At 71.5% G+C, this 26,551-nt stretch carries 24 protein-coding genes and 2 pseudogenes; 6 read left to right on the forward strand and 20 right to left on the reverse strand.

Translation table 11 applies throughout. The features are described 5' to 3' along the window. Positions 1 to 204: 204 nt before the first annotated feature. The 5 genes from GUY61_RS11535 to GUY61_RS11555 all read right to left on the reverse strand — a co-directional run bounded on the left by GUY61_RS11535 (position 205) and on the right by GUY61_RS11555 (position 4,607). Entirely contained in the window at positions 205 to 771 is a 567-nt protein-coding gene (locus GUY61_RS11535; protein ID WP_166630013.1) for a TetR/AcrR family transcriptional regulator, read from the reverse strand. Positions 772 to 886: 115 nt separating this feature from the next. Next, positions 887 to 1,693: an aminoglycoside adenylyltransferase domain-containing protein gene (locus GUY61_RS11540; protein ID WP_166630014.1), complete on the reverse strand. Its 807-nt coding sequence runs from the start codon at positions 1,691 to 1,693 to the stop codon at positions 887 to 889. 6 nt (positions 1,694 to 1,699) lie between these two features. Further along, positions 1,700 to 2,566, reverse strand: a complete 867-nt coding sequence (locus tag GUY61_RS11545; RefSeq protein ID WP_166630015.1) for a helix-turn-helix domain-containing protein — start codon at positions 2,564 to 2,566, stop codon at positions 1,700 to 1,702. Between the two features lie 90 nt (positions 2,567 to 2,656). Then, positions 2,657 to 3,505 (reverse strand): oxidoreductase, encoded by an 849-nt coding sequence (locus tag GUY61_RS11550; protein WP_166630016.1) that lies wholly within the window; start codon positions 3,503 to 3,505, stop codon positions 2,657 to 2,659. Between the two features lie 496 nt (positions 3,506 to 4,001). Next, the gene (locus GUY61_RS11555; protein ID WP_166630017.1) at positions 4,002 to 4,607 is read right to left on the reverse strand and encodes a flavodoxin family protein; all 606 of its coding nucleotides are present in this window, start codon (positions 4,605 to 4,607) and stop codon (positions 4,002 to 4,004) included. 202 nt (positions 4,608 to 4,809) lie between these two features. Between GUY61_RS11555 and GUY61_RS11560 the strand changes: the two genes are divergently transcribed. Then, positions 4,810 to 5,256 carry a nitroreductase/quinone reductase family protein gene (locus GUY61_RS11560; protein ID WP_166630018.1) on the forward strand — a complete coding sequence of 149 codons (447 nt, stop codon included), beginning with the start codon at positions 4,810 to 4,812 and terminating at the stop codon, positions 5,254 to 5,256. A gap of 9 nt (positions 5,257 to 5,265) precedes the next feature. Here GUY61_RS11560 and GUY61_RS11565 read toward each other — a convergent pair whose 3' ends face one another. Then, entirely contained in the window at positions 5,266 to 7,446 is a 2,181-nt protein-coding gene (locus GUY61_RS11565) for a sulfatase (protein ID WP_243766369.1), read from the reverse strand. Positions 7,447 to 7,765: 319 nt separating this feature from the next. Between GUY61_RS11565 and GUY61_RS11570 the strand changes: the two genes are divergently transcribed. Together GUY61_RS11570 and GUY61_RS11575 are read left to right on the forward strand one after the other, a co-directional pair. Further along, the gene (locus tag GUY61_RS11570) at positions 7,766 to 8,827 is read left to right on the forward strand and encodes a nitrous oxide reductase family maturation protein NosD (protein WP_166630019.1); all 1,062 of its coding nucleotides are present in this window, start codon (positions 7,766 to 7,768) and stop codon (positions 8,825 to 8,827) included. Positions 8,828 to 8,866: 39 nt separating this feature from the next. Further along, positions 8,867 to 9,892, forward strand: coding sequence for a methyltransferase (locus GUY61_RS11575; RefSeq protein ID WP_166630020.1), 1,026 nt, complete (start codon positions 8,867 to 8,869; stop codon positions 9,890 to 9,892). Positions 9,893 to 9,956: 64 nt separating this feature from the next. On the opposite strand, the pseudogene GUY61_RS11580 reads toward GUY61_RS11575, so the two are convergent. From GUY61_RS11580 to GUY61_RS11610, 7 genes and pseudogenes are all read right to left on the reverse strand, one after another. Next, positions 9,957 to 10,283 (reverse strand): annotated as a pseudogene (locus GUY61_RS11580) (TcmI family type II polyketide cyclase); the annotation flags it as partial. A gap of 28 nt (positions 10,284 to 10,311) precedes the next feature. Then, entirely contained in the window at positions 10,312 to 10,791 is a 480-nt protein-coding gene (locus GUY61_RS11585) for an SRPBCC family protein (RefSeq protein WP_166630022.1), read from the reverse strand. 1 nt (position 10,792) lies between these two features. Further along, positions 10,793 to 11,047, reverse strand: coding sequence for an acyl carrier protein (locus tag GUY61_RS11590; RefSeq protein ID WP_166630023.1), 255 nt, complete (start codon positions 11,045 to 11,047; stop codon positions 10,793 to 10,795). Positions 11,048 to 11,075: 28 nt separating this feature from the next. Next, entirely contained in the window at positions 11,076 to 12,323 is a 1,248-nt protein-coding gene (locus GUY61_RS11595; protein ID WP_166630024.1) for a ketosynthase chain-length factor, read from the reverse strand. After that, complete coding sequence (locus GUY61_RS11600) at positions 12,320 to 13,588, reverse strand: beta-ketoacyl synthase (protein ID WP_166630025.1); 1,269 nt, start codon at positions 13,586 to 13,588, stop codon at positions 12,320 to 12,322. Before GUY61_RS11600 ends, GUY61_RS11595 begins: the two co-directional genes overlap by 4 nt. Then, positions 13,585 to 14,073, reverse strand: a complete 489-nt coding sequence (locus GUY61_RS11605) for a cupin domain-containing protein (RefSeq protein ID WP_166630026.1) — start codon at positions 14,071 to 14,073, stop codon at positions 13,585 to 13,587. Before GUY61_RS11605 ends, GUY61_RS11600 begins: the two co-directional genes overlap by 4 nt. Positions 14,074 to 14,138: 65 nt before the next feature. Next, positions 14,139 to 15,263: a SchA/CurD-like domain-containing protein gene (locus GUY61_RS11610; protein WP_166630027.1), complete on the reverse strand. Its 1,125-nt coding sequence runs from the start codon at positions 15,261 to 15,263 to the stop codon at positions 14,139 to 14,141. Between the two features lie 228 nt (positions 15,264 to 15,491). On the opposite strand from GUY61_RS11610, the gene GUY61_RS11615 reads away from it, so the two are divergent. After that, positions 15,492 to 17,150 (forward strand): FAD-dependent monooxygenase, encoded by a 1,659-nt coding sequence (locus GUY61_RS11615; RefSeq protein WP_166630028.1) that lies wholly within the window; start codon positions 15,492 to 15,494, stop codon positions 17,148 to 17,150. Positions 17,151 to 17,539: 389 nt separating this feature from the next. Then, complete coding sequence (locus tag GUY61_RS11620) at positions 17,540 to 18,403, forward strand: hemolysin III family protein (RefSeq protein WP_398955107.1); 864 nt, start codon at positions 17,540 to 17,542, stop codon at positions 18,401 to 18,403. Between the two features lie 75 nt (positions 18,404 to 18,478). Here GUY61_RS11620 and GUY61_RS11625 read toward each other — a convergent pair whose 3' ends face one another. From GUY61_RS11625 to GUY61_RS11640, 5 genes and pseudogenes are all read right to left on the reverse strand, one after another. After that, a complete protein-coding gene (locus tag GUY61_RS11625; RefSeq protein WP_166630029.1) occupies positions 18,479 to 19,045 on the reverse strand; it encodes a transposase in 567 nt (188 codons plus the stop codon). A 292-nt stretch (positions 19,046 to 19,337) separates the two neighbouring features. Continuing rightward, positions 19,338 to 20,840: a DEAD/DEAH box helicase gene (locus GUY61_RS11630; protein ID WP_166630030.1), complete on the reverse strand. Its 1,503-nt coding sequence runs from the start codon at positions 20,838 to 20,840 to the stop codon at positions 19,338 to 19,340. 316 nt (positions 20,841 to 21,156) lie between these two features. Beyond that, positions 21,157 to 21,360 carry a cold-shock protein gene (locus tag GUY61_RS11635; protein WP_034275260.1) on the reverse strand — a complete coding sequence of 68 codons (204 nt, stop codon included), beginning with the start codon at positions 21,358 to 21,360 and terminating at the stop codon, positions 21,157 to 21,159. Positions 21,361 to 21,642: 282 nt separating this feature from the next. Continuing rightward, a pseudogene (locus GUY61_RS41825) lies at positions 21,643 to 22,019 on the reverse strand (hypothetical protein); the annotation flags it as partial. A gap of 97 nt (positions 22,020 to 22,116) precedes the next feature. Next, on the reverse strand, positions 22,117 to 22,494 hold the full coding sequence (locus tag GUY61_RS11640) for a MerR family transcriptional regulator (protein ID WP_166630031.1): 378 nt from the start codon (positions 22,492 to 22,494) through the stop codon (positions 22,117 to 22,119). A gap of 115 nt (positions 22,495 to 22,609) precedes the next feature. Here GUY61_RS11640 and GUY61_RS11645 point away from each other — a divergent pair, with 115 nt between their 5' ends. Further along, positions 22,610 to 23,683 (forward strand): alkene reductase, encoded by a 1,074-nt coding sequence (locus GUY61_RS11645; RefSeq protein WP_166630032.1) that lies wholly within the window; start codon positions 22,610 to 22,612, stop codon positions 23,681 to 23,683. A 951-nt stretch (positions 23,684 to 24,634) separates the two neighbouring features. Here GUY61_RS11645 and GUY61_RS11655 read toward each other — a convergent pair. Together GUY61_RS11655 and GUY61_RS11660 are read right to left on the reverse strand one after the other, a co-directional pair. Next, a complete protein-coding gene (locus GUY61_RS11655; RefSeq protein ID WP_166630033.1) occupies positions 24,635 to 24,895 on the reverse strand; it encodes a hypothetical protein in 261 nt (86 codons plus the stop codon). A gap of 52 nt (positions 24,896 to 24,947) precedes the next feature. Beyond that, on the reverse strand, positions 24,948 to 26,551 hold a 1,604-nt coding region (locus tag GUY61_RS11660; protein ID WP_313896623.1), incomplete at its 5' end, for a hypothetical protein.

Below are 26,551 nucleotides of genomic sequence, written 5' to 3' on the forward strand. Positions count from 1 at the left end.
GGGCCGCGCCGAGGGGGCCGGGGTTCCCGGCCGGCCCGCCCTGGGGACCGTTCATCGCCTGACCTTTCTGTGTGTGGTTGAACACTCACATTCTGGCCCCGGAGAAGAGGCGCCGGAACGGGATCGAACCGGCGCCTCACGGGGCGCTGCCGCGGCGGCGCCTCGCCGCCGCCTCCCGCCGTCGCACCGGCGCACGTCGCGCCGTCAGTAGTGCCGGACGCCTGCGGCCAGGGTGCGCGCCCAGGGGGCGTCGGCCGACTGCGCGTCCATCGCGACGAGCAGATGACAGAGCGTGCCGACCGCGAAGAACTCCTGGACCTGCCTGTCACTGCCGCCCGAGGCGCCGCGCACGTACTCCACCAGACGGGCGTAACCGGCCCGCACCGCCTCCCTGACCGCGGACTCGGAGACCGCGGCCGCCTGGGCGTGCAACTGGACGAGCAGCAGTTCCCTGTCCACGATCAGCCGCGCGTAGGCGTCACCCATGGAGGACAGCACCACCTCGGGGGAACTGCCGCCGGCCTCGGCGGCGCCGTCCTCCAGACTCTTCCTGACCCGCACGAAGCAGTGTTCGACCACTGCGACGAACAGAGCCTCCTTGTTGGGGAAGAGCCGGTAGACGTACGCCTGCGAGATGCCGGCCGCCTTCGCCACGTCCGAGGTCGTCGTGCCGAAATACCCCCGCGAGGCGAAGGCACCGATGGCGGTGCGCAGTACCGTCTCGCGGCGTTCGTCCGCCGTGGACAGTCGGCGCCGTCGTTCTGTCTGCATGAGACTAATTAACCACTCACACTTTGCCCTGTCAACAAGGTGCCGGTCCTGCCATCCGTTGCCGACGCCCGATGCCGGTTGCCGATACCGAGATCTGCGGCCCCGGGTACCGGGCTCACCGCTCCCCCTGCTCTCCCTCGACCTGTTCACGCACCCCGTTCAGGAACGCACGGACCTCCGCGGCGGGCAGTTCGGCGGCCGATCGTCTCGGCCCGGCGTGGCTGCGCACGGCGGCGGAGACGAGCGGGGCGAAGGCGCCGGCCGACGGCAGGACTGCCGCGGCGGCCGCAGGCTTGGACACCCAGCGGCGTGTCCGGAGGTATGTCAGCGAGCGGCACGCGTTGAGGACGCGGTTGTCCTGCAGGTGCCCGGCGCCGGCGGCATGCTCTTCCAGCGATGCCGCCACCGCGTCGAGCAGGTCCTGCCGCGACGGAGCCGCGACGACCTCGCGCGGGTCGCGTCCCAGCAGGCGCAGCCCCGACTGGTGGGCTACGGAACGGTCGATGACGTACCAGAAGGCCGCCGAGCCCGCGGGGTCGAAGCTCGTCCTCTCCGGCAGCATGCTCCCGGTGTTCAGGTCCAGGAGGTATCCGGCGCGCGCCGAGGGGACGGCCGCGAACTCCGAGGAGTACACGACCAGTTCCAGTCCCGCCGCGGGACAGAACAGGCCCGGGTGGCGCAGTTCCCCGGGCAGTTCCCGCACACGGCTGCCCGGGACGCGCTCGTCCACCACGACGAGCACGTCGAGGTCGCTGCGCCCGGGCCGGTAGTCACCCAGGGCCACAGAACCGACGGCGGACACGGTCACCAGGCCGGCGCCGCACACCGCCTCGACCCGGCGCGCCAGCTCCGCCAGATAGCGCGCCGGTTCCTCGGGGAACGACGGCTCCCCGGAAGGCGGCGTCCCGCTCGCCCGGTCCATTCCGGCTCACCGCTGCCGGGCCGGCCGGGGCGTATCGGCCCAGCCGGCCAGGAACGCGAGGGCCTCGGCCGAGCGGGAGCCGGGTTCGGCGGTGTAGACGAGCATCATCTGGTCGGCGGCGCCGCGCACGTCCAGCACCTGGAAGTCCAGGCTGAGCTCCCCGGCGACCGCGTGGACGAACCCCTTGCGGCCGGAGCGCGGTGCGCGCACGCGGTGGTCGGACCACCAGCGGCCGAAGTCGGCGTCCTTCATGGACAGTTCGCCGATCAGCCGGGCGAGTTCGGGATCGTCCGGGTAACGGCCCGCGTCCATCCTCAGATAGGCGACGCACTCCCGGGCCACCCTTTCCCAGTCCGTGTACATCCCGCGGACGCCGGGGTCGAGGAAGGTGAGCCGGATGTGGTTGCGCCGTTCCGCCGGCACGGCGCCGAAGTCGGTGATCAGCGCCGCGGCGAGGGCGTTCCACGCCAGGACGTCCATGCGCCGCCCCATGACGAGCGCCGGAACGCCCGTCATGCTGTCCAGCAGCAGCTGGGTCGCGGCGGACACACGCTGCCTGCGCGGGGCCGCGGAGCGCGCCCGCGCCGCGGCGGAGCCCGCGTCCGCGGCACAGCGCATCAGGTACTCCTCCTCGTCGGGGCGGAGTCGGAGGGCCCGGGCGAGCGCGCCGAGCACCGCCGGCGACGCGGACCTCAGTCTGCCCTGCTCCAGCCTGATTACGTAGTCCACGCTGACTCCGGCCAGCATGGCGAGTTCCTCCCGGCGCAGTCCCGGGACGCGGCGGTGCCCGGTCACGGGAAGCCCCGCCTGCTCGGCGGTCACGCGCGCCCGGCAGGCGCGGAGGTACTCGCCCAGTTCGCTCGGCAATGCCATCACCCCTCCCACGAGGTTACGACCCCCGGCCGGCACACCGCGGTACGATCCGCTCCCCCCGCCGTCGGCGGACGGGCACGGCCGGTCGGCTCACACCCGGCTCCCGGTGTCGTCGTGGTCGGTGGAAAGGGCGAGCTGCCGCCAGGCGGCCGACTCCTCCTGGAGCTGTGCGATCTTGAGCTCCAGTGCGGCCACGCAGTCGCTGCCGAGCTGGGCACGCAGCGGCGGCGTCTCCGCGTCGGCGAGCGCCAGGACGGCCGTGGCGCCCTTGACGGGGTCGCCGGGCTGGGCGTGGCTGATTCCGGGCACCGCGCCGCGCGTCGCTCCGGCCGTCGCCGCGTAGTCGGCGATCACGCGGTCCTCGGTGTGCAGGCTCCTGGGGTCGAGGAAGTCCGTACGGAAGTATCCGGGCTCGACGACGGTGACATGGATGCCCAGCGGGGCCAGTTCCAGCCGCAGCGCCTCCGAGAGGCCCTCCACGGCGAACTTGGTGGAGCAGTAGACGCCCCAGCCGGGGCCGGCCGTGAACCCTCCGACGGAACTCAGGTTGATCACGTGGCCCGACCGCTGTCGGCGCATCACCGGCAGGACGGCGCGGGTGACACTGAGGGTTCCGAACACATTGGTGTCGTAGACCGCGCGGGCCGCCGCGTCCGAGATCTCCTCCACGGCGCCGAGCACCCCGCGCCCGGCGTTGTTGACCAGGACGTCGATGCTCCCGAACGCCTCGACGGCGGCGTCGACCGCGGCGTGGGTCTGCGCCTCGTCCGTGACGTCGAGCGCGACCGCGAGCAGCCGCTCCGCGTGCCCCGGCAGAGCCTTCTCGACGGCCCGGGGGTCACGGGCCGTCGCCACGACGTCGTCGCCGCGCTCCAGCGCCTGGCGGGCGATCTCCAGTCCGAAGCCGCGGGATGCGCCGGTGATGAACCAGGTGGTCATGTTCGCTCCAGGAAGAGGGAGGGAGGAATCAGGCCCGTCCTGCGCGGGAACAGTGCGTCGGTGCGGCCGAATCCCGGGGCCGGCTTTCATGCTCGCCGGTCCGCCGGGAGTCGGCCAGGGAAGGATTTGCCCAGGAACAGCGGCCCCAGGCGAAGGGCCGAGCGCCGGTACGGCGACGGGCAACGCCCCGGAGGCGCCGGCGGGGCGGGGGCGTCGACGGCGCGGCAGCAGGCCGGGCGGAAGTGGGCGGGACGGCACAGGAGAGGCACGAACCGCGCAGGAGAGGCATGGTGAGGACCCGGACGCCCGTGCGAGGGCTGGGGAGGGAGGGGCGTCCGGTGGCTCTCCGGAGCCGCCGGAGCCCGGCGGCTCCCCGGCAGTCCGCACCGCACACGGCAAGGCCCTCGACGGTGATGCTCTCCGCTCCGTCGACGGCGAGCAGCATGCCCCGGCCAGTCCCGAGCCCGGTCCGGTCCCGGTCCCGGTCCCGTGCCACTCAGCCGGGCGGCGGGCCGAGGGGGTTCAGCAACAGGGCCCTGGCCGTCCCGTGCAGATTGGCGGCCATCGCCCGGGCGGTTCTGTGGGACCAGTCGTGGCCGCGTTCGTCGTCCAGGTAGTCGGGGCCCGGCCCGGGCCCCAGGTGCCAGTACGTCCACGCCTGGCCCGGGACGGTGTACCCGATGTCCCCGAGGGCGCCGCCGATCTCGCTGATGACGTGGTGCGCGCCGTCCTCGTTGCCGGTCACCACGACGCCGGCCACCCGGTTGTACGCCACCGGCCGGCCCTGGTGGTCCGTCTCGGAGAGCATCGCGTCCATGCGCTCCAGCACGCGCTGGGCGACGGACGAGGGACGACCCAGCCATGTCGGCGATGCCATGACCAGGATCTGGGACTCCCGCAGCTTGCGGTGCACCTGCGGCCACTCGTCACCGGGCCCGGCGTCGCTGGTCACACCGGGCTTGATGTCCAGATCGACCGCGCGTACGAATTGCACCTCCACGCCGTACGTCACCAGTTGCTCGGCGACCACCTGGGCCAGGGCATCCGTGTTGGAGGGCTCGGGCGACGGTTTGAGCGTGCAGTTGATCACCAGTGCTTTCATGCCCTGACCGGTACCCCTCTTCCGGGGGCACGGACCGCCGGTTGGGCCGACCGTGCGAGGGCGAACGGCCGGGGCAGGACGCCCGCCCCGGCCGCGACGGAGGCATAGGCTCGTGGCGGGCCCTCACAGGTCCGGTGCGGCCGGGACCGGTACGGGTCCCTGTGCTGTCGGCGCAAGACGTGTTCCCGGGGAGGGTGGCGTGATGAGCGGTCCACAGGCGCGGAACGAGGCGGCCAGGCGGCGGGCGCGTATCCGTCTGATGCAGAAGTACCTGATCAACCCACCGTCGAAGGCACTGGCGTTCCTGGGCCTGCTGCCGGGACACATCGTCCTGGAGACCGTGGGCCGGAAGACGGGAGAGCGGCGCCGCACGGTCGTCGGTGCCCAGCGCGAGGGCTCGACACTGTGGATCGTCGCCGAACAGGGCCGCCACGCCGGGTATGTCAGGAACCTGCTCGACCGGCCCCGCGTGCGGGTGCGCACGCGGGGCCGCTGGCTGGACGGCCGGGCGGACGTCCTCCCCGGGGACGACGTGGACGCCCGCCTCGCCTCCTTCGACGACCAGCGTCACGCCGGCATGGTCCGCCGGTTCGGAACGGCACTCATGACCGTCAGGATCGAACTGGATGAGCCGGACCGGCCCCGCTGACCCGGTGGGTCACCTCGTGGACGGCCCTGGGGACGACGCGGAGTCCGGCTGCGGGCCGTACGCGCTCAGGAAGCGGTCGCGGAAGGAGTCCATGGGCCACACCGGGGCGTCCGGGCCGGGCTTCAGGCCGTCGTGCCAGCCCCAGTCGGAGATCCGGTCCAGCACCTCGGGGTCCTTCGCGACCATCGCGATCGGCACGTCCCGGCTCGCGTTCTCGCCGGTGACGACGGGCGCGGGCTGGTGGTCGCCGAGGAAGACGAGCACGGTGTTCTCGTCGCCGTACTTCTCGACGTACTCGATCAGGCTCGTCAGCGAGTACTCGATGGAACGCCGGTACTCCGTGCGGACGTCGTCGGAGTCCTGCCAGACCTCCGTCGGGTTCTTGCCCTTCTCCATGATGTCGTTGTAGACGGAGCCGTCACCGACCTCGTCCCAGTCGATCATCCTGGGGAGGGGCGCCCACGGCTTGTGGCTGGACGTGAGGATGATCTCCGTCATCAGTGGTTCGCGGCCCTGCCTGCTGTTCTCCAGGCGTTCGAACGCGGACAGGGTGTACTGGTCGGGCATGCGCGACCAGCTGAACTTCGGCCCCGCGTAACCCATGTCGTCGAAGTCGTACACATGGTCGAGGCCGTAGAACTTGCTCTCCGGCCAGGCCTTGGTGACACCCGGCATGAAACCGGCCGTGCGCCACGCCTCGGTACGGCGGAAGGCTCCCGTGAGGGAGAGGCGGTCGCTCTTGGTGACGATGTCGTAGCGCTGCTGGTTCTTGATCCACAGGCCCGACATGAAGGTCGAGTGCGCCAGCCAGCTGCCCGCGCCCACCGTCGGTGAGGTGAGGAAGCCGCTCTTGGAGGAGAATCCGGCCTCGCGGAGCCGGCGGTTGCCGTCTTCGAGGACCGCTCCGACCTCCTTCGCCATCCTCGGGTCCTCGATCGCGCTGCGTCCGTAGCTCTCGATGAAGGCGAAGATGACGTCCTTGCCGCGCAGTCGGGTCACCAGCTGGTCGGCCGGCGTGCCGCGGAAGGCGTCGACGGCCGACTCCTTGGCGAAGGCACGCCGGTCGTCGATGTCCGCGCTCACCTGGTGCGCACGGGCGCGCACCAGGCCGACGGCGTTCTTGGAGGCGAGCGGCGTGCCCGCGATCTCGGCGCCGATCGCGGCGCAGGTGATCCAGACGGTCGCGACGATCATGAGGGTGCGCGGTGCCCGGGCCCTGTGCCGCGCGAGGAGCCCGCTCAGCCGTACGGCCGCCAGCGCCAGCAGGACCGTCAGTGCGAGGGCCAGGAGCACGGCACCGATCAGGACGCCGGTCGCGCCCGCCGAGCCGATCGAGTCCGTGAGGAACGACTGGGCGTCGTCGAGCAGGATCCAGTCGATGACCGGGTCGAACGGCCGGTCCAGGACCTCGTAGAAGCCGATGTCGAAGAAGGTCATGATGGTCACGAGGCCCAGGGCCAGGCCCCCGGCGGCCGCCGCCCACCGCATCGCCCTGGGGGGCAGGTGGAGCAGCACGACGGCGCCGATGATCGCCTCGGCCGGTATGCGGAGGAACGCGCCGGGTGAGAGGCGCGCGGGGTTGTTCGGCAGGAGCAGCGCGACGAGAACGAGCAGGGCGGCCAGGCCCGTGGTCACCCGTGCCAGGGTCCGCCGCCGGCCGCCCGCGCCCGGGCCTGCCACGGTCTCCCGGTCGGTGGCGTCGCCACCGACCGGGTCCGCTGCGGCGGTCTCCGCGTCACCGTCCTTCTCCGGCCCGGAGCCCTCGACGGCACCGGCCGGCCCGGCGTCATCACCATCGGCGGCTTCCCCGGAACCGACCCCGTCCGCGGCCACGGCGCCCCCGCCGGCACCGGTGTCACCTGCCGCCACCGGGCCCGTGCCCGCAGCGTCCGCGTCACGCCCCTCCGCCACGGAGTCCCGGCCGACAACGGCACCGGTGCCGGCACCGTCGGTGTCGTCGGCCGCCGCGTTCTTCCCACGGGGTGTGGCCTCGTGTCCCTCTTCCCGGCCGGGGCCGCCCTCCCGTCCGGCGGCCCCGGCGGCATCGGTCGGCCCGGCACCGGCGCCGCCGGCGTCATCCGCACCGTCGGCTCCCCCGGTGCCGGCGTCGTCCGCGCCGACCGGGACGCCGTGGCCGGGAGCCGAGGCGGTCGGGTCCTGTATGCGCTCCGGAGGGGCGCCCGGCGTCAAGCCGTCCTCCTCGGTTGCCGGATCCGTGGTCGGCGGCTGTTGAGAGCGCGTGAAGAGCGACAACCCGAAGGTCCTTCCGTGCGGAGCGCGGTGGTGAATCGGCGGCCGGTCCCTGGAGTTCGGGCCCGCCGTAGTCTGTACGGCCCCGCACCGCCTTCAGTTCAATCGCCAGGGACATCCGTGCGGAAGGACCGCGTGACGGCCGGCCGGCTCCGTCCGTACTCCCCCGAGGGCACCCCCGACACGGGTGCGCGAGGCTCTGCCCGCATGTGGGTGATCACCGGTGGCGAGGCGGAATGGCCCCCCATAGCTTCGGCCTATGACGAAACGACAGATCACTTACCTCGGGTGCGTCGCGGTCGTCGTGGCGTCGGGACTGGCGTCCGCACCGTCGGCCGCCGCCCGGACGACGCACCGCGTTACCCCTGGGGAATCGATTCAGCAGGCCGTTGACGCCGCCCGTTCCGGGGACACCGTCGTCCTGTCCCCCGGCACCTACCGGGAGAGCGTCCGCATCACCACCTCCGGTCTGACCCTGCGCGGCTCGGGCCGCGGGGCGACCGTGCTCCTGCCCGGCCCCGCGTCGGCGTCGAACGCCTGCGCCACGGCGGGGCACGGCATCTGCGTGGCCGGCACGGACGACCGTCCCGTGACGGACGTCACGGTCCGCTCCCTCACCCTCAAGGGCTTCGCCAAGCACGGCCTGTGGGCCTCACGGACCGATGGGCTGACGGTCCGGGGCGTGACCTCCGAGGAGAACGGCCAGTGGGGCATCGCCCAGGAGAGGTCCGTGGGCGGCGTGTTCCGGAACAACATCGCCAGGAACAACGGCGACGCGGGCATGTTCGTGTCCAACACCATCGACACCGAGGAGGGCGCCAGGGACTCCGGAGGCACGGTGATCCGCCACAACCTCGTGACGGGCAACCGGATCGGGATCACGGTCCGGCGTCTGAGGAATCTGACGGTCGCCCACAACGACATGACCACGAACTGCGCCGCGCTGTTCGTCGTCGGCGACGAGTCCCTGCCGCGGGCCGGGGCGATGACCGTGCGCGGCAACTACATCCACCACAACAACAAGTACTGCCCGAAGACCCCCCGGCTGCCGTTCCTCCAGGGTTCCGGCATCGTCCTCACCGGCGCCGAGCAGACCCTGGTGACACGCAACCGGATCGTGGACAACGCGGGCACCTCACCGCTGTCGGGCGGCATCGTGCTCTTCAAGAGCTTCGTGGGCGCCGTCAACGAGCGCAACGAGATCAGGAACAACGTGGTGCTCCGCAACGGCACCGCCGACCTGGCCGACCGGGACACCGGGCAGGGCAACACCTTCCGCGGCAACACGTGCGCGGTCTCCGAGCCCGTCGGCATGTGCTGACCGGGCCGGCCACCTCCCCCGCGAGAATCGAGGCAGCACATGACAACCGTAGACGCTCCCCCGCCGTCCATGCGGCTCAGGGAGCTCGTGTTCGGGGCGGCGTGCGCCGCCGCCGTGCGCGCGGCGGCACGGCTCGGTGTCGCCGACGCTCTGGAGGACACGCCGATGGGCGTGGACGAGCTGGCGGCCTCGGTGAAGGCCCAGCCGCGGGAGCTGCGGCGGCTGCTGCGCGCCCTGTCCTGCTACGGGGTCTTCACCGAGAACCCGGACGGTACGTTCGCGCACACGGAGATGTCCCGGCTGCTGCGCGAGGACGAGCCGCACAGCCTGCGGTACATCGCGCTGTGGTGCACCGAGCCGTGGACCTGGAACGCCTGGCCGAGGCTCGACGAGGCGGTGCGCTCCGGACGGAACGTCTTCCAGGACGTGTACGGCAAGGAGTTCTTCGAGTACCTCCACGAGGACGCCCCGGAGTCGGCACACGTGTTCAACCGGGCCATGACGACGTCGAGCGAGCAGTCGGCGCGGGACGTCGCGGAACTCCTCGACCTGTCGGAGGCGTCGTCGGTCGCGGACATCGGGGGCGGTCAGGGGCATGTGCTGGCCAGCCTGCTGGAGAAGCACCCCGGGCTGCACGGCACGCTGCTGGATCTCCCGCGGGTGGTCGGGAACGCCGTTCCGCAGTTGCGGGAGGGCGGCGCGCTGGCGGACCGGGTACGCATCGTGCCGGGCGACTGCCGCCGGGAGATCCCGGTCCGCGCCGATGTGTACATCATCAAGAACATCCTCGAGTGGGACGACGACAGCACCCGCAGGACGCTGGGGAACGTCGTCGCGGCGGCACGGCCGGGCGCGCGGGTGGTGGTCATCGAGAACCTCGTCGACGACACACCTTCGATGAGGTTCACGACGGCCATGGACCTGCTGCTGCTCCTCAACGTCGGTGGTGCCAAGCACACCCGGCAAAGCATGGTGGACCGGCTGACGGACGCGGGGCTGGCCGTCGGCGGTATCCGGCCGGTCAACCCGTACCTGCACGCCTTCGAATGCACCGTGCCCGGCTGAGCGACGCCGACGGAACGGCGGGACGGTGAAGAGGACGCCGCGACAGCGGGCGGACACAGACCGCCGCGGTGTCCCGCTCCCAGCGGTAGAAGCACTGTGCCATGGCGTCCTTCGGGCTGCGCCAGGTCTCCGGGTCGTACGCGCTGACGTACGGCGCGAGCCGCTCGCTCACGTCCCGGAACGCGGGGTGGCCGGCCGCCCTGGCGATGGCGGGCTGAGGGTCCCGCTCGGCCTCGATGAGGTGCATGTACACATCGTTGAACTGGAAGAGGCTGCGCCGGCTGACTCCGATCAGGTGGGGCAGTTCGCCCCGGTCGGATTCGGCGAACACCTCGGCGATGGAGGGCGCCGAGCCCGGCGCCATCCGGGCGACGATGAGGGTGTGGTGCATCGGGTCGTCCTTCCTGGAGGGCCGGCGCTCAGCCGCGTGTGACGGGCGCGGCGCCGCGTTCCGCGGCCACTTTCTCGACGCGGTCCCTGATGAGGGCCATCTGCACGCGCGAGTTGCGGTTGATGTTGTCCGTCATCCACGCGTCGTCGACGGGCGCGTCGGGCTTCATCGCGAAGTCCTGCGTCCACTGCATCCTGGTGCCGTCGCGGGTCTCCGCGTACTCCCAGTAGATGTTCATGTACTCGAAGGGGCCCGGCTCGACGCGGCGGGCCCGGACGGTGAGCTTGTCGCGGTCCACGACCCGCTCCGAGACCCAGCTCCACACCTTGCCGTTCTCGTCCGGATGCATGGTCAGCCGGAAGGTCGTGCTGTCGCCGTCCCGGGACAGCACCTCCACGGCCGCGTACTCGCTGAACAGCCGCGGCCAGTTCTCGATGTCGTTGGTCATGTCCCAGACGAGGTCGAGCGGGGCGGCGATGGTGATCTCGTTCTCGGTGTGTCCTGCCACTTCAGGCTCCAGCCGTGAGAGTGCTGTTGACGAGGTTGAGGAATTCGCTGGGGGTCTTGCAGCGCTCGGCGTCGGTGGGAAGGGGCCGGGCATACCGGTTCTCCAGTTCCCCCACGATGCCGAGAAGACCGAGCGAGTCGAGCCCGAAGGTGTCGAAGGGGGACTCCGACCTGGCTTCCAGGTCCCTGGGGTCGACGGTGACACCGGCGGCCTTCTTCATGAGCGCGGCCAGTTCGTCGACGGTCACATCGGACATGCGCGTGTCTCCTTTCCTAGCAGGGGTGCTACCGGTCGTCTCCGGTACCGCGGCGCAGTACCAGTGCGGCGTTGGAACCCATCAGGCCGCGGCTCAGGACCAGGGCCGTGCGCAGTTCCGCCGGACGGGCACGGGACGTCACCAGGTCGAGGTCGTGGCAGATGTCGAATACGTTGGGCGTGGGCGGGATCTGCCCGTGCTCCATGGCGAGCACGGCCGCCGCGGCGTCCAGCATCGGTGCCCCGCAGTAGGCCCGCCCGGTGCCGGTCTTGGGCGCCGTGACGGGCACCCGGGTGCCGTGCGGGCCGAGGGCGTCGGCGATGGCCAGTGCCTCGGCGCGGTCCGCCTCCGGGATGCCCAGGGCATCGGCGAAGACGACGTCGATGTCCTCCGGGGCGCAGCCGGCCTCGTCCAGCGCACCGCGGATCGCCTGCGCGAGTCCTTCCCGGGAGCGTTCCCAGCGGCCGGCGCCGGTGAAGGTGGCGGCGTGCCCGGCGACGAGGGCGCGGACTGCGGCTCCGCGCTCCCTGGCGTGCTCCTCGTCCTCCACGACGAGTACGGCGCCGCCCTCCGCGGGCACGAAGCCACAGGCCGCGGAGGTGAAGGGACGGTAGGCGCGGGACGGGTCCTCGACGGTGCTGAGTTCGGGGTAGCCGAGCTGACACACCATCGAGTAGGGAGCGAGCGGGGCCTCCGCCGCGCCGACCACGAATGCCTGGGTTCCGCGCCGCACGGCCCGTGCGGCGTGTGCGACGGCGTCGAGGCCGCCGGCCTCGTCGCTGGCGACCACACCGCACGGGCCCTTGAAGCCGCTCCGGATGGAGATCTGTCCGGTGCTCGCGGCGTAGAACCAGGCGATGGACTGATAGGGGCCGACGTAGCGCGAGCCCTGGCCCCACAGTTTCTGCAGTTCCCGCTGCCCGAACTCGCCGCCGCCGGATCCGGCCGCGGTGACGACGCCGACCGAATACGGTGCGTCGGGGTCCACGCGGCCGAGGCCGGCGTCGTCGAGGGCGAGGGTCGCCGCCGCCATGGCGAAGTGCGTGAACCGGTCGGTCTGCACGAGGAAGGTCTCCTCGATGAGAGCGGCGGGATCGAAGCCCCGGACCTCGCCCGCCACGCGCAGCGGCAGGTGTCCGCACCCTTCACGGGTGATCCGGTCGAGGACGACGACGCCTTCCTTGACTGCTTTCCAGAAGGCGTCCGTACGCATTCCGTTGGGCGCGATCACACCGATCCCGGTGACTGCGACGCGTCCGGTTCGCTCAGGGTTCATGGTTTCCTCCCACCCGCTCCGGTCAAGAGCACCGCGGACTGGAAGCCACCGAATCCGCTGCCGACGGAGAGCACGTTGGCGAGCTTCCGGGGGCGTGCGGTGCGCGGTACGTAGTCCAGGTCGCACTCGGGGTCGGGGGTCTCGTAGTTCGCCGTCGGCGGCACCGCCTGGTGGGCGATGGCAAGGACGCAGGCGACGACTTCGATCGCGCCGATCGCGCCGAGCGAGTGGCCCACCATGGACTTGATGGAGCTCATCGGCGTCTTGTAGGCGTGGGCGCCCAGGGACCGTTTCACCGCTGCGGTCTCGTGGCGGTCGTTCTGCCGGGTGCCCGACCCGTGCGCGTTGACGTAGTCGATCTCGGACGGGTCCGTGCGGGCGTGGTCGAGGGCCGTGTCGATGGCCCGGGCCATCTCCAGCCCCTCGGAGGTGAGGCCGGTCATGTGGTAGGCGTTGCCGTAGGTGGCGTAGCCGCTGATCTCGCAGTACACGTGCGCGCCGCGGGCACGCGCGTGGTCGAGGTCCTCCATGACGAGCACCGCCGCGCCCTCGCCCATGACGAAACCGTCGCGGTGTGCGTCGAAGGGACGCGAGGCGTGCGCGGGATCGTCGTTGTTCTGCGAGGTCGCCTTGATGGCGTCGAAGCAGGCCATGGTGATCGGTGAGATCGGCGAGTCCGCGGCGCCGGCGATGCAGATGTCGGCACGGCCCTCCTCGATGGTGTGGAATGCGTATCCGACGGCGTCGAGCCCGGAGGTGCAGCCGGTGGAGACCGTCTGCACCGGGCCCTGGGCCCCGAACTGCTCCGCCACCACCGAGGCGAGGGTGCTGGGCGAGAACGCCAGGTGCAGTTGCGGCTTTGCGGCCCGGTGGTCCACGTCCCAGCGTTCGCCCCGCTCGCTGACCAGCACGTAGTCGTTCTCGAGCCGGGTGGTGCCCCCGACCGCGCTGCCCAGCGAGACACCCAGGCGCCAGGGGTTCTCCTTCTCGGTCTCGATGCCGGAGTCCCGCACGGCTTCCGCGGCGGCTACCACGGCGAACTGGATGTACCGGTCGGAGCGCCGGGCCAGTTCCTCGTCCATGCCGTGTGCCAGCGGGTCGAAGTCGCACTCGGCGGCGATGCGCGAACGCAGGCCCTCCGGGTCGAAGAGGGTGATGCCCCGGGTCGCGGTGCGGCCGTTGACCAGGAGGTCCCAGAACGCCGGCGCTCCGATGCCGCCCGGGGCGACGACGCCGATGCCGGTGACCGCCACGCGCCGGGTCACGTTATGGCCCCGCTTCGTTCGGGCGGCTGTCCGTTGTCCGGCGCTTTCGCGCCCGCCGCCTTGGCGTGTGCCGCGATCGCCCCGGTGCCGTCGGTGCCGCTCGTGTCCTCCGTGTCGACGTGGCCGAGGTCCGGCCGCGGGGCGAGCGGCCCGAGGTGGAACACCAGACGGGCCTCCACGTCGCCGACGTTGCGGAACCGGTGCCGCATGTAGGGCGGGATCAGGAGTCCCTGGTCGACCTTGAGCGGATGGGGTTCTCCGTCGAGGTCCACCTCCAGTGCGCCGCTGACGACGTACACGAACTCCTCGGAGTACGGGTGGTAGTGCTCGCCGATGCGGTCGCCCGGCTGCACGAGGGCCAGGCCCATGAAGCCGCTGGTGGAACCCACCGTGGCGGGTGTCAGCATGGCGCGCAGGTCGCCTCCGCGCCTGCGATTGGGCTCGGTCTCGCTCAGGTCCACGATGCGTGGGCGCTGCTTGAGCATGGTTCGTTACCTCCAGGTGTGGCAGTGGCGCCGGCGTGGTGCGGCCGCGCACGCGCTGGTGACGGTCAGGACTCGGAAGCCTGACGGTCGAGGATGAGCGACATCTCGGCGTGAGCGAGGAGGCGGTTGAGATCCCGTTCGCTCTTGAGAGGTCCCTCCACCCCGAGCTCGGCGCCGTCCAGCAGCCGGGTCAGCGCCGCGGCCTTGCGCGGGCCGGTGACACCGAGGGCCGCGGCGGGATCGGTGTCGATGCTGCCCGACACGTCGATCAGCCGGACCACGATGTCGTCGCGCTGGTAGACGACGCTGCGGCGCACCAGACTCCTGGTGTCGTCCGACGCCGTCGCGTCCTGCTGGGACAGCAGCCGGGCCAGCGCCATGCCGCAGCCCTCCTTGGCGGGGTAGTAGAGGGCGTGCCGCCGCACTTGTGAGGGGTCGACCTTGCCGGCCATCACGTGGTGCACGGCCGGCAGCGCCGCCCGGGTGAAGAACAGCCGCGCCGAGCCCGGGTCGGCGAGGTCGCGGTCCTGCTCCAGATACGGGTTGATGGCCTCCTCCACGGCCTGGATGCCGGGCTGGCGCGCCACGTGGCGCAGCGCGGCGTTCAGGTCGCCCTCCACCTCGATGGCACGGACCACCCGGTTGCCGTGCATGAAGAGGGAGGTGCGGCGCAGCCGGGTGGTGTCGTCGACCTTCGGGATGGGTGAGGTGCACCCGGCGAGGATCTCCGCGACCTTCGACTCCGCTCCCGGCTTGACGGTGAAGGTCAGCGCGTGCCGGGCCACGCCGTCACCGACCCGGGCGGCCGCCTGGAGCCTGCCGCCGTCCGGTCCCTGATTGCGTGGACGGTCGCGTGTGGTCTCCCGCAGAATGCTGTACCGCATCGAACGGGTGTCGCGGACACAGTCGTGCATGGGCTTGACCGTCTCCACGTGCTCTTCGCTGTTCACCCAGGCGAGGAACGGCGGGGCACTTTCCCACTCGCTTGTGATGAGCCACTGCGACGGGTTCTCGATCGACTGGCACAGCTGGTCACTGATGTGACCGGGAATCGATGCGACCTGATTGCGCATGTGCTCGTACGCGTCGAGGAATCGCTGCTGGGCGCCTTCGTACAGATCGAGCATCAGGATCACTCGAAGCCTGGAACCGTCGAACGCCGATTGGGATATGCGCTCCGAGATGGTCATCCGGCACACCTCTCCTTCACGGGAGTGAAGGCGGCACACGATGTCCGGGGGATCCGGACGACAGCCGCCGTGAGACTCGATCGTGTGTCGCCGTCGTGGGCACCGCGAGTCCCGAGCGTCAAATGAGTGAACTGCGCCATCCGGGTATTCAGGCGCGCGGAAGGGGCCCCGAGGGGCATTGAAACTGCGTCCCCTTCCCTTTCGCGCAGCTGCCGTTGGAGGCAATCAATGAAACAAGCTGCAGAAGTCGACCAGGTCGACCATCGCACCCCGGTGCTCATTGTCGGCGGTTCCCTGGTGGGTCTGTCCGCCTCGCTGTTCCTGGGTCGTCTCGGCGTGCCGCACATGCTCGTCGAGCGTCACTCGGGCACCTCCATCCACCCCCGCGGCCGTGGCAACAATGTCCGCACGATGGAGCTGTTCCGGGTGGCCGGTGCCGAGCAGGGCATCAGGAAGGCCGCGGAGACCCTCGCGGGCAACCACGGCATCCTGCAGACGCCGACCCTCGTCGGTGACGCCGGCGAGTGGCTGTTCAAGGAGATCGACCCCGGTGGCGGGCTGGCCCGGTTCAGCCCGAGTGGCTGGTGCCTGTGCAGTCAGAACGACCTGGAGCCCGTCCTGCTGGACTGCGCGCGGTCGCTCACCGGCGATCTGCGTTTCTCCACCGAACTGATGTCGTTCGAGCAGGACGCGGACGGCGTGACCGCACGGGTCAAGAGCCGGGACACCGGCGAGCACACCACGATCCGGGCGGACTACCTGATCGCGGCGGACGGCCCGCGCAGCCCGGTGCGCGAGCGGCTCGGCATCGGGCAGAGCGGCCCCGGCGACCTGTTCCACAACGTCAGCGTCACCTTCAGGTCACGGCGGCTCGCCGAGTACGTCGGCGACCGGCACTTCATCGTGTGCTACCTGACCAACCCGGAGGGCGACGGGGCGCTGCTGCCCGTCGACAACGTCGAGAACTGGGTGTTCCACGCCCCCTGGCATCCGGAGCACGGTGAGTCGCTGGAGGCGTTCACCGACGAGCGGTGCATCCAGCACATCAGGACCGCCACGGGCGTTTTGGACCTCGACGTCGAGATCACCGGCATGGCGCCGTGGCATGCGGCCGAGCGGGTGGCGCAGCGGTACGGCGAGGGCCGGGTGTTCCTCGCCGGTGACTCGGCGCACGAGATGTCGCCGACCGGGGCGTTCGGCTCCAACACCGGTATCCAGGACGCGCACAACCTGGCCTGGAAGCTGGCCGCCGTGATCGGCGGCTGGGCCGGTCCGCGGCTGCTGGAGACGTACGACGCGGAGCGCCGCCCGGTGGCGGAGGCGACGAGCGCGCGTGCCTCCTCTCGGTCCTCGGAGCACAGTCACCCCGGCTTCGCTCCCCCGCCGGGCCTCGCCGGCGCGGGCAAACCGGGTGCCGGCATCCTCAACGTCGCGCTGGCGTACCGCTACCCGAGGGGCGCGGTCACGGGCGTCGATCCGCAGACGCCGGTCGTGCCCGAAGGGATGCAGCTGACGGGTGAACCGGGCAGCCGGGCACCGCACATGTGGCTGAACCGGTCGGGCGAGCGGGTGTCCACGCTCGACCTGTACGAGCGGTCCATGGTGCTGCTGTGCGGCGCGGGCAGCTCGGCCGGCTGGCACGCCGCGGCGGACAAGGTCGCCGACGGGATGCCCGTACGCCTCGAGTCGTACCGCATCGGCGGCGAGCCCGAGGCGGAACTGGTGCCGGAGGACGGCGCAGACTGGGCGCGGATGCACGGTGTCACCGCCGACGGTGCGGTACTGGTCCGTCCCGACGGATTCGTGGCGTGGCGCTCCTCCGGCCCGGCGCCGGATCCGGAGGCGACGCTGCGCGACGTCGTCGCGCAGGTGCTGGGCCGCGATTGACACCGCCAACCGCGTCCCTGCCCCGTCGCCCGTGCTCCCCGGCCACCGACAGGTGCCGGGGAGCACGGGCCTTCGCGGCCCGGTTCCGGGGTGCCCGGCGGGGGCGTGGCGACCGCCGTGCGGCGGGTGTTGGGCGTGCTGTGCTGTCCCGGGAGTGGGGCGGGCCGTGTTGGGCCGGCTGTGCTGTACCCGGGTCGGGCGGGCCGTACGGCCTTCCGGGAGCCCGCCGGGCGCGGGCAGTGCGGGGAGGCGCGTCCTCCGGAGGAGTGCCGGCGGGAAGCGGGAGAGGGCCGCGAACCGGCCGTGCGGCGGGCGGCCGTCCCCGCGTGCTGGGCCAATCGGGTGGCGGCGCAGGCGTTTTCTCCGCCGCGGGTTCCTAGCATGGGTGCATGAACGCCGATGACGTCCAGCGATCCACCGGAGAACGGGACCAAGTGCCCCGTTCCACACCCGCCGGAGGCACCACCCCCGGCACCGGGGACGGCGGGCACCACTCCCCCGGCACCGGGGACGGCGGGCACCATCACCGGGGTGCCCACTCCGCCGAGGCCGTCAGACGCGGCGCCGGGGAGGCGGCCCACCAGGTCGCGGAGGCCGTCGCCGACGCGATGGAGCCGCTCAAGCCGAGACTGCGCGGCTGGCTGCACGCCGGGATGGTACCGGCCTCCCTGATCGCCTGCATCGTCCTGATGTCGCTCGCCCGCACACCGCGGGCCACCGCCGCCTGCGCCGTCTTCTCGGTGTCGGCCTGGCTGCTCTTCGGCACCAGCGCCGTGTACCACCGCGGCACTTGGGGGCCGCGCGGGGAAGCGGTCCTGCGGCGCCTGGACCACGCGAACATCTTCCTGATCATCGCGGGCACATACACGCCGCTGACCGTGCTCCTGCTGCCGTCCGGGCAGCGGACCGTGCTGCTGTGGGTCGTATGGGCGGGCGCGCTGGCCGGGATCGCCTTCCGCGTGCTGTGGGTGGATGCTCCGCGCTGGCTCTACACCCCCTGCTACATCGCCCTGGGCTGGGCGGCGGTGTTCTACCTGCCCGGCTTCTGGCGCGCCGGCGGGGCGGCCATGGTGGCCCTGATCGTCGCCGGTGGCCTGCTGTACAGCGCCGGCGCGGTGGTCTACGCGCTGAAGCGGCCCGACCCGTCACCCCGCTGGTTCGGATTCCACGAGGTCTTCCACGCGTTCACCGTGGCGGCCTTCGCCACCCACTACGCGGCGATCCTGATGGTCGCGACCGACCCGGCCGGCTGAGCACCCGCGAGCCGGCCGCGCGCGAGGCCCCGCCCGGAAACCCGGACGCTGGTGGTGAATCCGCCCCGCTGGATCTCATCCAGCGGGGCGGAGTGCTGCGAAGGGGAAGATGCGTGTGCGGGCGAGGGGACGGCCGGTGAGCCAGGCGTCGAGGCGCGCCAGGTTGATCACGGCGCCGGTGACGTGGTGCTGGAGCCACCGGGACGGGAAACGGCTGTCCTCCGGCCGGGCCGCGTAGCGGTCGTACCACTCCGGCGCCGCCACCGTCCCCAGCCACTGCCCAGCCGTCCCGGCAATCTGGTTCAGCGCCGCCCGCAGCGTCTCGACCACGAACTCCAGTCGGCTCAGGTCCCGCGTCGCGGCCGGCACGTGGGTGGAGTCCGTGCGCTGTCGCCTGCCCGCCGTGACCAGCCCGGCCTCCCCGGCCGCCCGCAGCACCCCGTCGAACACCGCCCGGCCTGCATCTGACTCGGCCAGCCGGGCACGGAACTCACTGAGCACGGAGAAGTCGAAGCCGGTATCGGTCAGCTCCAGCGACAGGGCGTAACAGCTCCCCGAAGTCGGCGTCGGCGGAGACCGGATCGAGCGCATCCCGCACCCGCATGCCAGACAGCCGCCCTTCGGGAACACCGCAGGCGCCACACGCGCGGTCTCCTCCGGGACTCCGCCAAATCCGCCCCGCGCAACGACACGACCCACCCCACAAACACGACGACGGCCTGCACAACCCCTACGGGGTCATACAGGCCGTCGTCACACAGGCCCCGGATTCACCAACAGCGTCCGGAAGCCCGGGCGGGGCCCTCGTCGTAGCCGGCGGCCACTCGGTGAACGTCCGCGCGGGGACGTGCCTGTGGCCGCGTGGCGGAGACCGGCGTGAGCCGGGGGAACGGGTGTCCCCCCGGCGGTGTACGCGGTGGTCTGCCCGGAGGTGTTACGCGGCCGCGCCGTACGGGGCCTGCCGCTGCGACGAACCGCGGGACGACGACCGGCTGCCGGAACCGTCCCGGCGGCCCTGGGCGGGTCCGCCGCGCCGTCCGCGGGAACCGGAGGCGCCGCGGCCGGCGCGCTTCGCCACGGGCGCGGTGATGACGACCGGCACGCCCGAGGGTGCCTGGGCGCCCGTGATCCGGCTCAGCTCCGCCTCGCCGGAACGGACCTGGGCCACCTCGGGGGTGATGCCCGCGTCCGCCATGAGCCGCGTCATCTCCCGGCGCTGGTTCGGCAGGACCAGGGTGACGACGCTGCCGGACTCGCCGGCGCGTGCGGTGCGGCCGCCGCGGTGCAGGTAGTCCTTGTGGTCGCTGGGCGGGTCGACGTTGACGACGAGGTCGAGCTGGTCGACGTGGATGCCGCGGGCCGCCACGTTGGTGGCCACCAGGACGGTGACGTGGCCGTTCTTGAACTGGGTGAGCGTACGGGTGCGCTGGGGCTGGGACTTGCCGCCGTGCAGGGCCGCGGCGCGGACACCGCTGTTCAGCAGGTGCTCGGTGAGCTTGTCCACGGCGTGCTTGGTGTCCAGGAACATGATGACCCGTCCGTCACGGGCGGCGATCTCGGTGGTGACGGCGTACTTGTCGGCGCCGTGTACGTGCAGCACGTGGTGGTCCATGGTGGTGACGGCACCGGCCGAGGGATCGACGGAGTGGACCACCGGGTCGTGGAGGTAGCGGCGGACCAGCAGGTCGACGTTGCGGTCGAGGGTGGCGGAGAACAGCATCCGCTGGCCCTCCGTCCGCACCTGGTTGAGGAGTTCGGTGACCTGGGGCATGAAGCCCATGTCGGCCATCTGGTCGGCCTCGTCCAGGACGGTGATGCCGACCCGGTCCAGGATGCACTCGCCGCGTTCGATCAGGTCCTTGAGCCGTCCGGGCGTGGCCACCACGACCTCGGCGCCGCCGCGCAGCGCGGCGGCCTGGCGGCCGATGGACATCCCGCCCACGACGGTGGCCATGCGCAGCTTCATCGGACGGGCGTACGGGGTGAGCGCGTCGGTGACCTGCTGGGCCAGTTCCCGGGTGGGCACCAGGACCAGGGCCAGAGGCTGGCGGGGCTCGGCACGCTGCCCCTCCAGGCGGGCCAGCATGGCCAGCCCGAACGCGAGTGTCTTGCCCGAGCCGGTGCGGCCCCGGCCCAGGACGTCCCGTCCGGCGAGCGAGTTGGGCAGGGTCGCGGCCTGGATCGGGAACGGCACCGTCACCCCCGCCTTGCCCAGCGCCGCCAGCAGGGGCGCCGGCATGCCCAGATCGGCGAACGCCTCCACAGCGGGCAGCGCAGGAGTGATCGTCTTCGGCAGTGCGAACTCACCCTGTACGGCGGCGGGGCGGCGGCCGTAGCCGGCGCCGCGGGCAGGAGCACCGCGGCGGCCCTGCGGGGCGGGACGGCCGGAACGGGGGGCGCGGGAGTATCGGTCGTTCGTACGAGTGGTGCGGTTCATACGGAACCTTCCTCGATGCGGGCACGTATCAAGGAATTCCCGCAGAAATGAGCAGCGCGGAGAATCGCGAGAACGAGCCGGAGAATGATGCGGACGGAGAGCGGCCTGGGTTTCGGTACCCGGGGTCTCACGTCAGGAAAATGCGAGCGTGCGCGCCGTACCGCTGAGCACGGAAGCGGTGTGCCGGCACATGGGCGCCGCTCGCAGGAACGGCACGCGGCAGTGCGCATGCCGTGGAACAGTGCAACGCGCCGGGGCCCGCACCCCAAGGTGCGGGCCCCGGCTACATCGCTACGCGTCGGCGTGAGCCTCAGCGTCAGGCGGGAACGATGTTCTCGGCCTGCGGGCCCTTCTGGCCCTGAGTGACGTCGAAGGAAACCTTCTGGCCCTCCTGGAGCTCACGGAAGCCCTGGGCGGCGATGTTCGAGTAGTGGGCGAAGACGTCGGCGCCGCCGCCGTCCTGCTCGATGAAGCCGAAGCCCTTTTCCGCGTTGAACCACTTCACGGTGCCAGTAGCCATGTCATATCTCCTTCGGGGCAGTACCCAGGAGGCCGCACTGTGCGGACTCCGAGTCGCCGCGATGATTGCCCCGTCCGGAAAGAAGCACCGGAAATACAAAAATGCATCCACCGGCCAGGATGACCGGCAAATGCACTTGAAGTCTTGGGAACCACAACTGCAACCGAGATCAACAGTAGCACGACTTCTGGGGCCGCGGGTGGTGTCCAATATCATGCGGCCCGACCGTCAGAAACCCTCACCGCGCATCATCTTTATTTCTCCATTCGCGGGAACAGATATTCACCCGCCCGGGTGCCCGGCCCGGGGCCCTCCGGAACGCGGCAGGACGGCCGCGTCACTGGCGGGGACGGCGTCGAGTACCACCCAAGGACACCCGGGGCGGCGGTCCCGCGTCGAGCAGCGAGCCGGTCGCCCACTGCCGGCCAGGACGACCAGGCCCGGGACCAAGGACATGGCGCCCGTGTACAGGCCGAGCCCGGGAGTGTCCGCGAGGTCGGGCGGCCAGGAGTCGGCGAGCGCGTGGCGGTCGATGGCCCGGGCCACCGCCCGGCGTACCCGCTCGTCGGCGAGCGGTCCCGAGCTGCCCGTGCCGCTGGGGCGGCGAGCATCTGCCCGTGCGTGAGGAGCGCGACGAAGGCGGTGGCGGGCGCCAGTCCCGCCGCGCTGGGCGAGATGATTTCAGGGCCGACCCTGTCCGGGCAGCCGGGCAAGGCCGTTGGCCATGCAGTAGGGAAGCCGACTTTGAGACACGCTCTAGCCGGCCACCGCGGTCCGCAGGCTCTCTCGGTGTGCTCGGGCTGCGGCCATCAGGCCGTCGAGTGCGTCCCGAGTACGTATGAGATCAGTGATGTGCTGAGAGAGCCGGTGGTGCTCCTGCTCCATCCGCTTCAGCGCGGCCTCGGAGTTGTCCTCGCTGGGTGCCTCGACGCAAGGCAACAGCTCAGCGATGGTGCTGCTGGACAGGCCTGCGGCATACAACCTCTGGATGAACATGACCCGCTCGACCTCATTCTCCGTGTAGTGCCGCTGTCCGCTGGCACTTCGGGTGCTGTTGAGCAGCCCCTGTTCCTCGTAGTACCGCAGGGAACGGACGCTGGCCTTGGTCCGTGATGCGAGCTCCCCGATGCGCATACCGTCCTCCTGCCATGGCCTGCGTCACAGGACTTGCCTCTGACATCGATGTGAGGCTTTAGCTTACCTGTCGTGCCCGGAGGGCGGGCGCTTCGCCTCACGATGGAGTCCTGACGTGACGACCCTTTTCGACAGCCACCAGCTCGGAGACCTGAAGTTGCCCAATCGGGTGGTGATGGCCCCGATGACGAGGGTCCGGGCCGCCGCCGACGGTTCGGCAACCCCGTCGATGGCGGCGTACTACGCGCAGCGGGCGACGGCCGGCCTGATCGTGAGCGAGGGCGTTCAGCCCAGCTTGATCGGACAGTCCAATCCGGGAACACCAGGACTCCACACCGAGGAGCAGGTCGCCTCCTGGCGCCCGGTGACCGACGCCGTCCACACCAACGGTGGCCGGATCTTCGCCCAGATCATGCACAGTGGTCGGGTATCCCATCCAGCGACCACCGGTATGCGGCCGGTCGGCCCCTCCGCGGTACCTGCGGTCGGCGAACTGTTCACCCCGACCGGGCCGCAGACAGCACCGACACCGCGGGCCCTGGAGACTGCCGAAGTGCCCGAACACGCCGAGTCGTACGCCCAGGCAGCTCGACGCGCCATCGAGGCCGGCTTCGACGGCGTGGAACTGCACGGTGCCAACGGCTACCTGATCTCGCAGTTCCTCTCATCGAACGCCAACCTGCGGGCGGACCGCTACGGTGGCCCGGTCGCCAACCGGATCCGGTTCGCGGTCGAAGCCGCGTCCGCGACGGCCGAAGCCGTCGGCGCAGGCAGAACTGGTATCCGCCTGTCCCCGGGCGGGACGCTCTGGGGGGTTGAGGAGGCGGACGTCCCCGCCCTCTACACAGCCCTGCTGACCGAACTGGCCCGCCTGGAGCTGGCCTACGTCCACCTTGAGGCCACCATCGACGAAGAGGTGTTGCTCGGTCTGCGTCGTGCGTGGCCAGGAACCCTCATCATGAACCCCGTGGCCCCCATGGGCCCGAAGCAGACTGGCCGGGAAGACGCCGATCACTGGCTCGGACTGGGTGCCGAACTCATCAGCTTCGGCCGGGCCTTCATCGCCAACCCCGACCTGGTTGAGCGACTGCGTACCGGCCTCCCCATCGCCCCCGTCGACGAGGCCACCTTCTACCAGGGTGGCGACGCGGGATACCTGACCTACCCCGCGTATCAGTACGCAGCGTGATGCCACCACCTGGCGTGCGGCCAAGCGTGACTGAGCGCAAGTTCTCCGGCAGCGCGACGAGCCGTACCGGGGTTCCAGGAGCCGCCGCAGTTGTGTGCGCTGCCCCGGCGGCCGGCCCGCGGCACATCGATGCTCTGACCCGGGTATGGGCATGTGCGACATCTACATGCCACGGCGCGCCGGAGCAGAAGCCGAACGCAGCTCGTACAGGTTCGTGGTCTCGATCCCGGAGGAGCAGCTCGACGACCTGTTCACGGCGTCAACGAGGGCCTGCCCGTCACGACCCGGTCGGCTGTCAGCGGCCCGTGGCACGATCACCGGCGTGGCGTTCATCAACGAGCACACCATCGCGAAACTGGCCCAGGAGCACGGCGTTCCCGGGAACGTGGCACGAGGGTTGGCAGGGCTGCTGCGGCCCTGCGTCCTCCTGGTGAAGTACGAGGACCTGCCGGAGGATGGCCGGGCGGATGCCTTCCCGGCCGGGCGGACGGGTGGGCTGCCCTCGCTGCCTGAGGGCGTCGAGTGGCCCGGCGGGGCGGTCCCCTTCGTGCTGACCGTCGACTGCGCGGCCCTGCCCCGCGACTTCCTCGACATCGAACTGCCGCCGGACGGACAGCTGCTGTTCTTCACCACCTTCAAGTACGAGCCGGAGGACTCCGCCGTTCTCCACGTCCCCGCCGGTGTCCCGATTTCGTCGCGACCGGCCGGGGTTCCGCCGGGGGTTCCGCGCCCCCGGGGCAACGAGGGCGGGGGCGCGGGGGCGCGGAACCCGGCGTGGCGAGCCCCGCTCGGCGGAAAGCGGGGCTCGCGGCGGTGCGCACGCAAGGGGAGGTGCACCGCGGTCCCGGCGGGCGGGGTGCCGGGACCTGGGACGGTACGCGCCACTCTGGCCGAAAAGAAACCCCCTTGCACGAACCGGAATCGACCGTTCGCGCCGCGGCGGCCGTGCCGTCAGGGCGTGTCGCCCGACCAGTCCCAGTACCAGGTGGAACCGGCCCTGGGCCGGTACACGGAGCGCCCGCCGGCACCGTGCGCGCCGATCTCCGTGTCGAGGGCGACACTCTCGCCCAACTGCCGCTCGTTCCAGCCGGTCACGTCGAGAAGCAGGCCGTCGAGAGGACCGGCGACCAGCTCGCGGTACGTGCGGCCGGGCCGCGGGCCGGGATCGTCATGGTCGGCGCCGTAGACCCGGTGCCCCATCAGGTCGTCCATGGGGCAAGCCTCGCAGCCGCCACTGACAGTCAAGGGCCCGCGGACCCGCCTCTCACGACTCCGGGCCGGGCAGGTCGGGCAGCGGGACATCCAGGCCGAAGGGGTCGTCGACCATGTAGGTGCAGTCCGTGTAGGTGTAGCCGGGCTCGATCGTCGTCCTGGACGTGTGCTTGGCGTTGGCCACGGTCTCGTCGGACCGCTTGTAGAGGAAGTGGTAGTCGCCGGCGGGCAGCAGCAGCCTGGTCCGCGGGTAGTTCCGGCCGCTGTCCTGGCAGGCCGAGCCCTTGCCGCTGGACTCGGTCGGGTACGTCTCGCAGCCGTCGCACGCCTTGAGGTCCACCTTCCCGGTGACCGGGCCGGTGAAGAGGATCTCGACCGCGTCGGGAGCGTCATTGCGGATGACGAGTTCGAGTCCGGAGCCGCCTGGCACGGCCGCCGAGGGCACGCGCTTGCCGGCCGCCGGTTCCTCCTCCGCAATCTCGGCGGCTATGGCGATGTTCCGGGCCCTGCCGCGGCGGTCGCTGTCCCGGTAGGTGTCGGCGAAACCGGTCAGCGTCTCGCGCGCCTCGGTGAACTCGCCGTTCCTGAACTGCTCCACGCCGCAGGCGTAGGTGCCCGACTCGACGGGGCCGTCGGTCGCTCCGGCCAGCGTGGTCGCGCTCTCGCCCGGCAGTCCGGAGGCCGTCTCGCCGAGCCGCTCCAGGTCCGCGGTGACGTCGCAGGGATCGTGGTCGCCGGACAGTCGGCCGTCCAGCTCCCGGATCCTGGCGCGGAAGGCGGGCTCCACCTTGGCCGCCTGCGGGGAGCCCGGGAAGGTGCGCATCAGCTCGCCGAGTTCGCCGCCGCTCGCGTTCGCCGGCTCCAGGCCGAGGCGGCTCACCCCGCACTCGTAGAGCGAGGCGGCCAGCCGCTCGTCCGGCCACTCGGCCAGCCCGTCGGCGAGCAACTCCCGGCCCATCGTGCCGGGCAGGGTCCGCAGGTACTGAAGGGGCGGTACGGCGTCGCAGTGCCGGCCCTGCTCGTACGGGGCGGCGACGGTCGCGTAGTAGGTCCGCAGCCGGTCAGGGACGAGCTTGGCCGCCCTTGATCCCTCATGCCCGGCGGCGATTTCGCGGTAGCGGGCCAGGGCCTTCCGGTACTGGCCGGCCGAGGCCGGGAAGGGCGTCGCCGAGGCGTCCTCGACCAGTGCGTCCACGGCGGCCAGCCGGTCGAGCAGCATCCTTTCCACGGCCTCGTCGCGCGCCGCGTCGTACGCGACAGCCCCGCCCGCGGGCACGGCCAGCAGCGCGACTGCGAGGGCGACCGCCAGGGGCGGCCGCAGCCGGGCCGGCCCCGGGTCCGGCGCTCCCGCGGGCCGGCGCAGAGCGCCGCGCGCCCCGTCGGCGGCGGCAAGCAGCAGGAACAGCAGGTAGGCCAAGAGCAGGCCACCGGGTACGCCGTCCGGGTCCGCGGGCAGGGCGATCACCAGCAGGACGGCCGTCGCGATCCAGCACAGAACGGCCGGAATCCATCGGCGCAGCAGCAGGTAACCCAGTCCCAGGCCGCTGAGGTTGAGGAGCGCGACGGCCACGGCGCGCAAGGGCTCCGCCGGAGACGGCTGTCCGAACCCGGGCGGCGGAGCGGACGGAGGCGGCGGAGCGGCCAACGGATACGGAG

Source organism: Streptomyces sp. GC420 (genome assembly GCF_009916105.1).
GTDB lineage: Bacteria > Actinomycetota > Actinomycetes > Streptomycetales > Streptomycetaceae > Streptomyces.

Bases quoted from the DNA above. Each gene is read 5' to 3' on its own strand.
- GUY61_RS11535 (WP_166630013.1), bottom strand. From the start codon at position 771: ATGCAGACAGAACGACGGCGCCGACTGTCCACGGCGGACGAACGCCGC.
- GUY61_RS11540 (WP_166630014.1), bottom strand. From the start codon at position 1,693: ATGGACCGGGCGAGCGGGACGCCGCCTTCCGGGGAGCCGTCGTTCCCC.
- GUY61_RS11545 (WP_166630015.1), bottom strand. From the start codon at position 2,566: ATGGCATTGCCGAGCGAACTGGGCGAGTACCTCCGCGCCTGCCGGGCG.
- GUY61_RS11550 (WP_166630016.1), bottom strand. From the start codon at position 3,505: ATGACCACCTGGTTCATCACCGGCGCATCCCGCGGCTTCGGACTGGAG.
- GUY61_RS11555 (WP_166630017.1), bottom strand. From the start codon at position 4,607: ATGAAAGCACTGGTGATCAACTGCACGCTCAAACCGTCGCCCGAGCCC.
- GUY61_RS11560 (WP_166630018.1), top strand. From the start codon at position 4,810: ATGAGCGGTCCACAGGCGCGGAACGAGGCGGCCAGGCGGCGGGCGCGT.
- GUY61_RS11570 (WP_166630019.1), top strand. From the start codon at position 7,766: ATGACGAAACGACAGATCACTTACCTCGGGTGCGTCGCGGTCGTCGTG.
- GUY61_RS11575 (WP_166630020.1), top strand. From the start codon at position 8,867: ATGACAACCGTAGACGCTCCCCCGCCGTCCATGCGGCTCAGGGAGCTC.
- GUY61_RS11590 (WP_166630023.1), bottom strand. From the start codon at position 11,047: ATGTCCGATGTGACCGTCGACGAACTGGCCGCGCTCATGAAGAAGGCC.
- GUY61_RS11595 (WP_166630024.1), bottom strand. From the start codon at position 12,323: ATGAACCCTGAGCGAACCGGACGCGTCGCAGTCACCGGGATCGGTGTG.
- GUY61_RS11605 (WP_166630026.1), bottom strand. From the start codon at position 14,073: ATGCTCAAGCAGCGCCCACGCATCGTGGACCTGAGCGAGACCGAGCCC.
- GUY61_RS11610 (WP_166630027.1), bottom strand. From the start codon at position 15,263: ATGACCATCTCGGAGCGCATATCCCAATCGGCGTTCGACGGTTCCAGG.
- GUY61_RS11615 (WP_166630028.1), top strand. From the start codon at position 15,492: ATGAAACAAGCTGCAGAAGTCGACCAGGTCGACCATCGCACCCCGGTG.
- GUY61_RS11620 (WP_398955107.1), top strand. From the start codon at position 17,540: ATGAACGCCGATGACGTCCAGCGATCCACCGGAGAACGGGACCAAGTG.
- GUY61_RS11630 (WP_166630030.1), bottom strand. From the start codon at position 20,840: ATGAACCGCACCACTCGTACGAACGACCGATACTCCCGCGCCCCCCGT.
- GUY61_RS11635 (WP_034275260.1), bottom strand. From the start codon at position 21,360: ATGGCTACTGGCACCGTGAAGTGGTTCAACGCGGAAAAGGGCTTCGGC.
- GUY61_RS11640 (WP_166630031.1), bottom strand. From the start codon at position 22,494: ATGCGCATCGGGGAGCTCGCATCACGGACCAAGGCCAGCGTCCGTTCC.
- GUY61_RS11655 (WP_166630033.1), bottom strand. From the start codon at position 24,895: ATGGACGACCTGATGGGGCACCGGGTCTACGGCGCCGACCATGACGAT.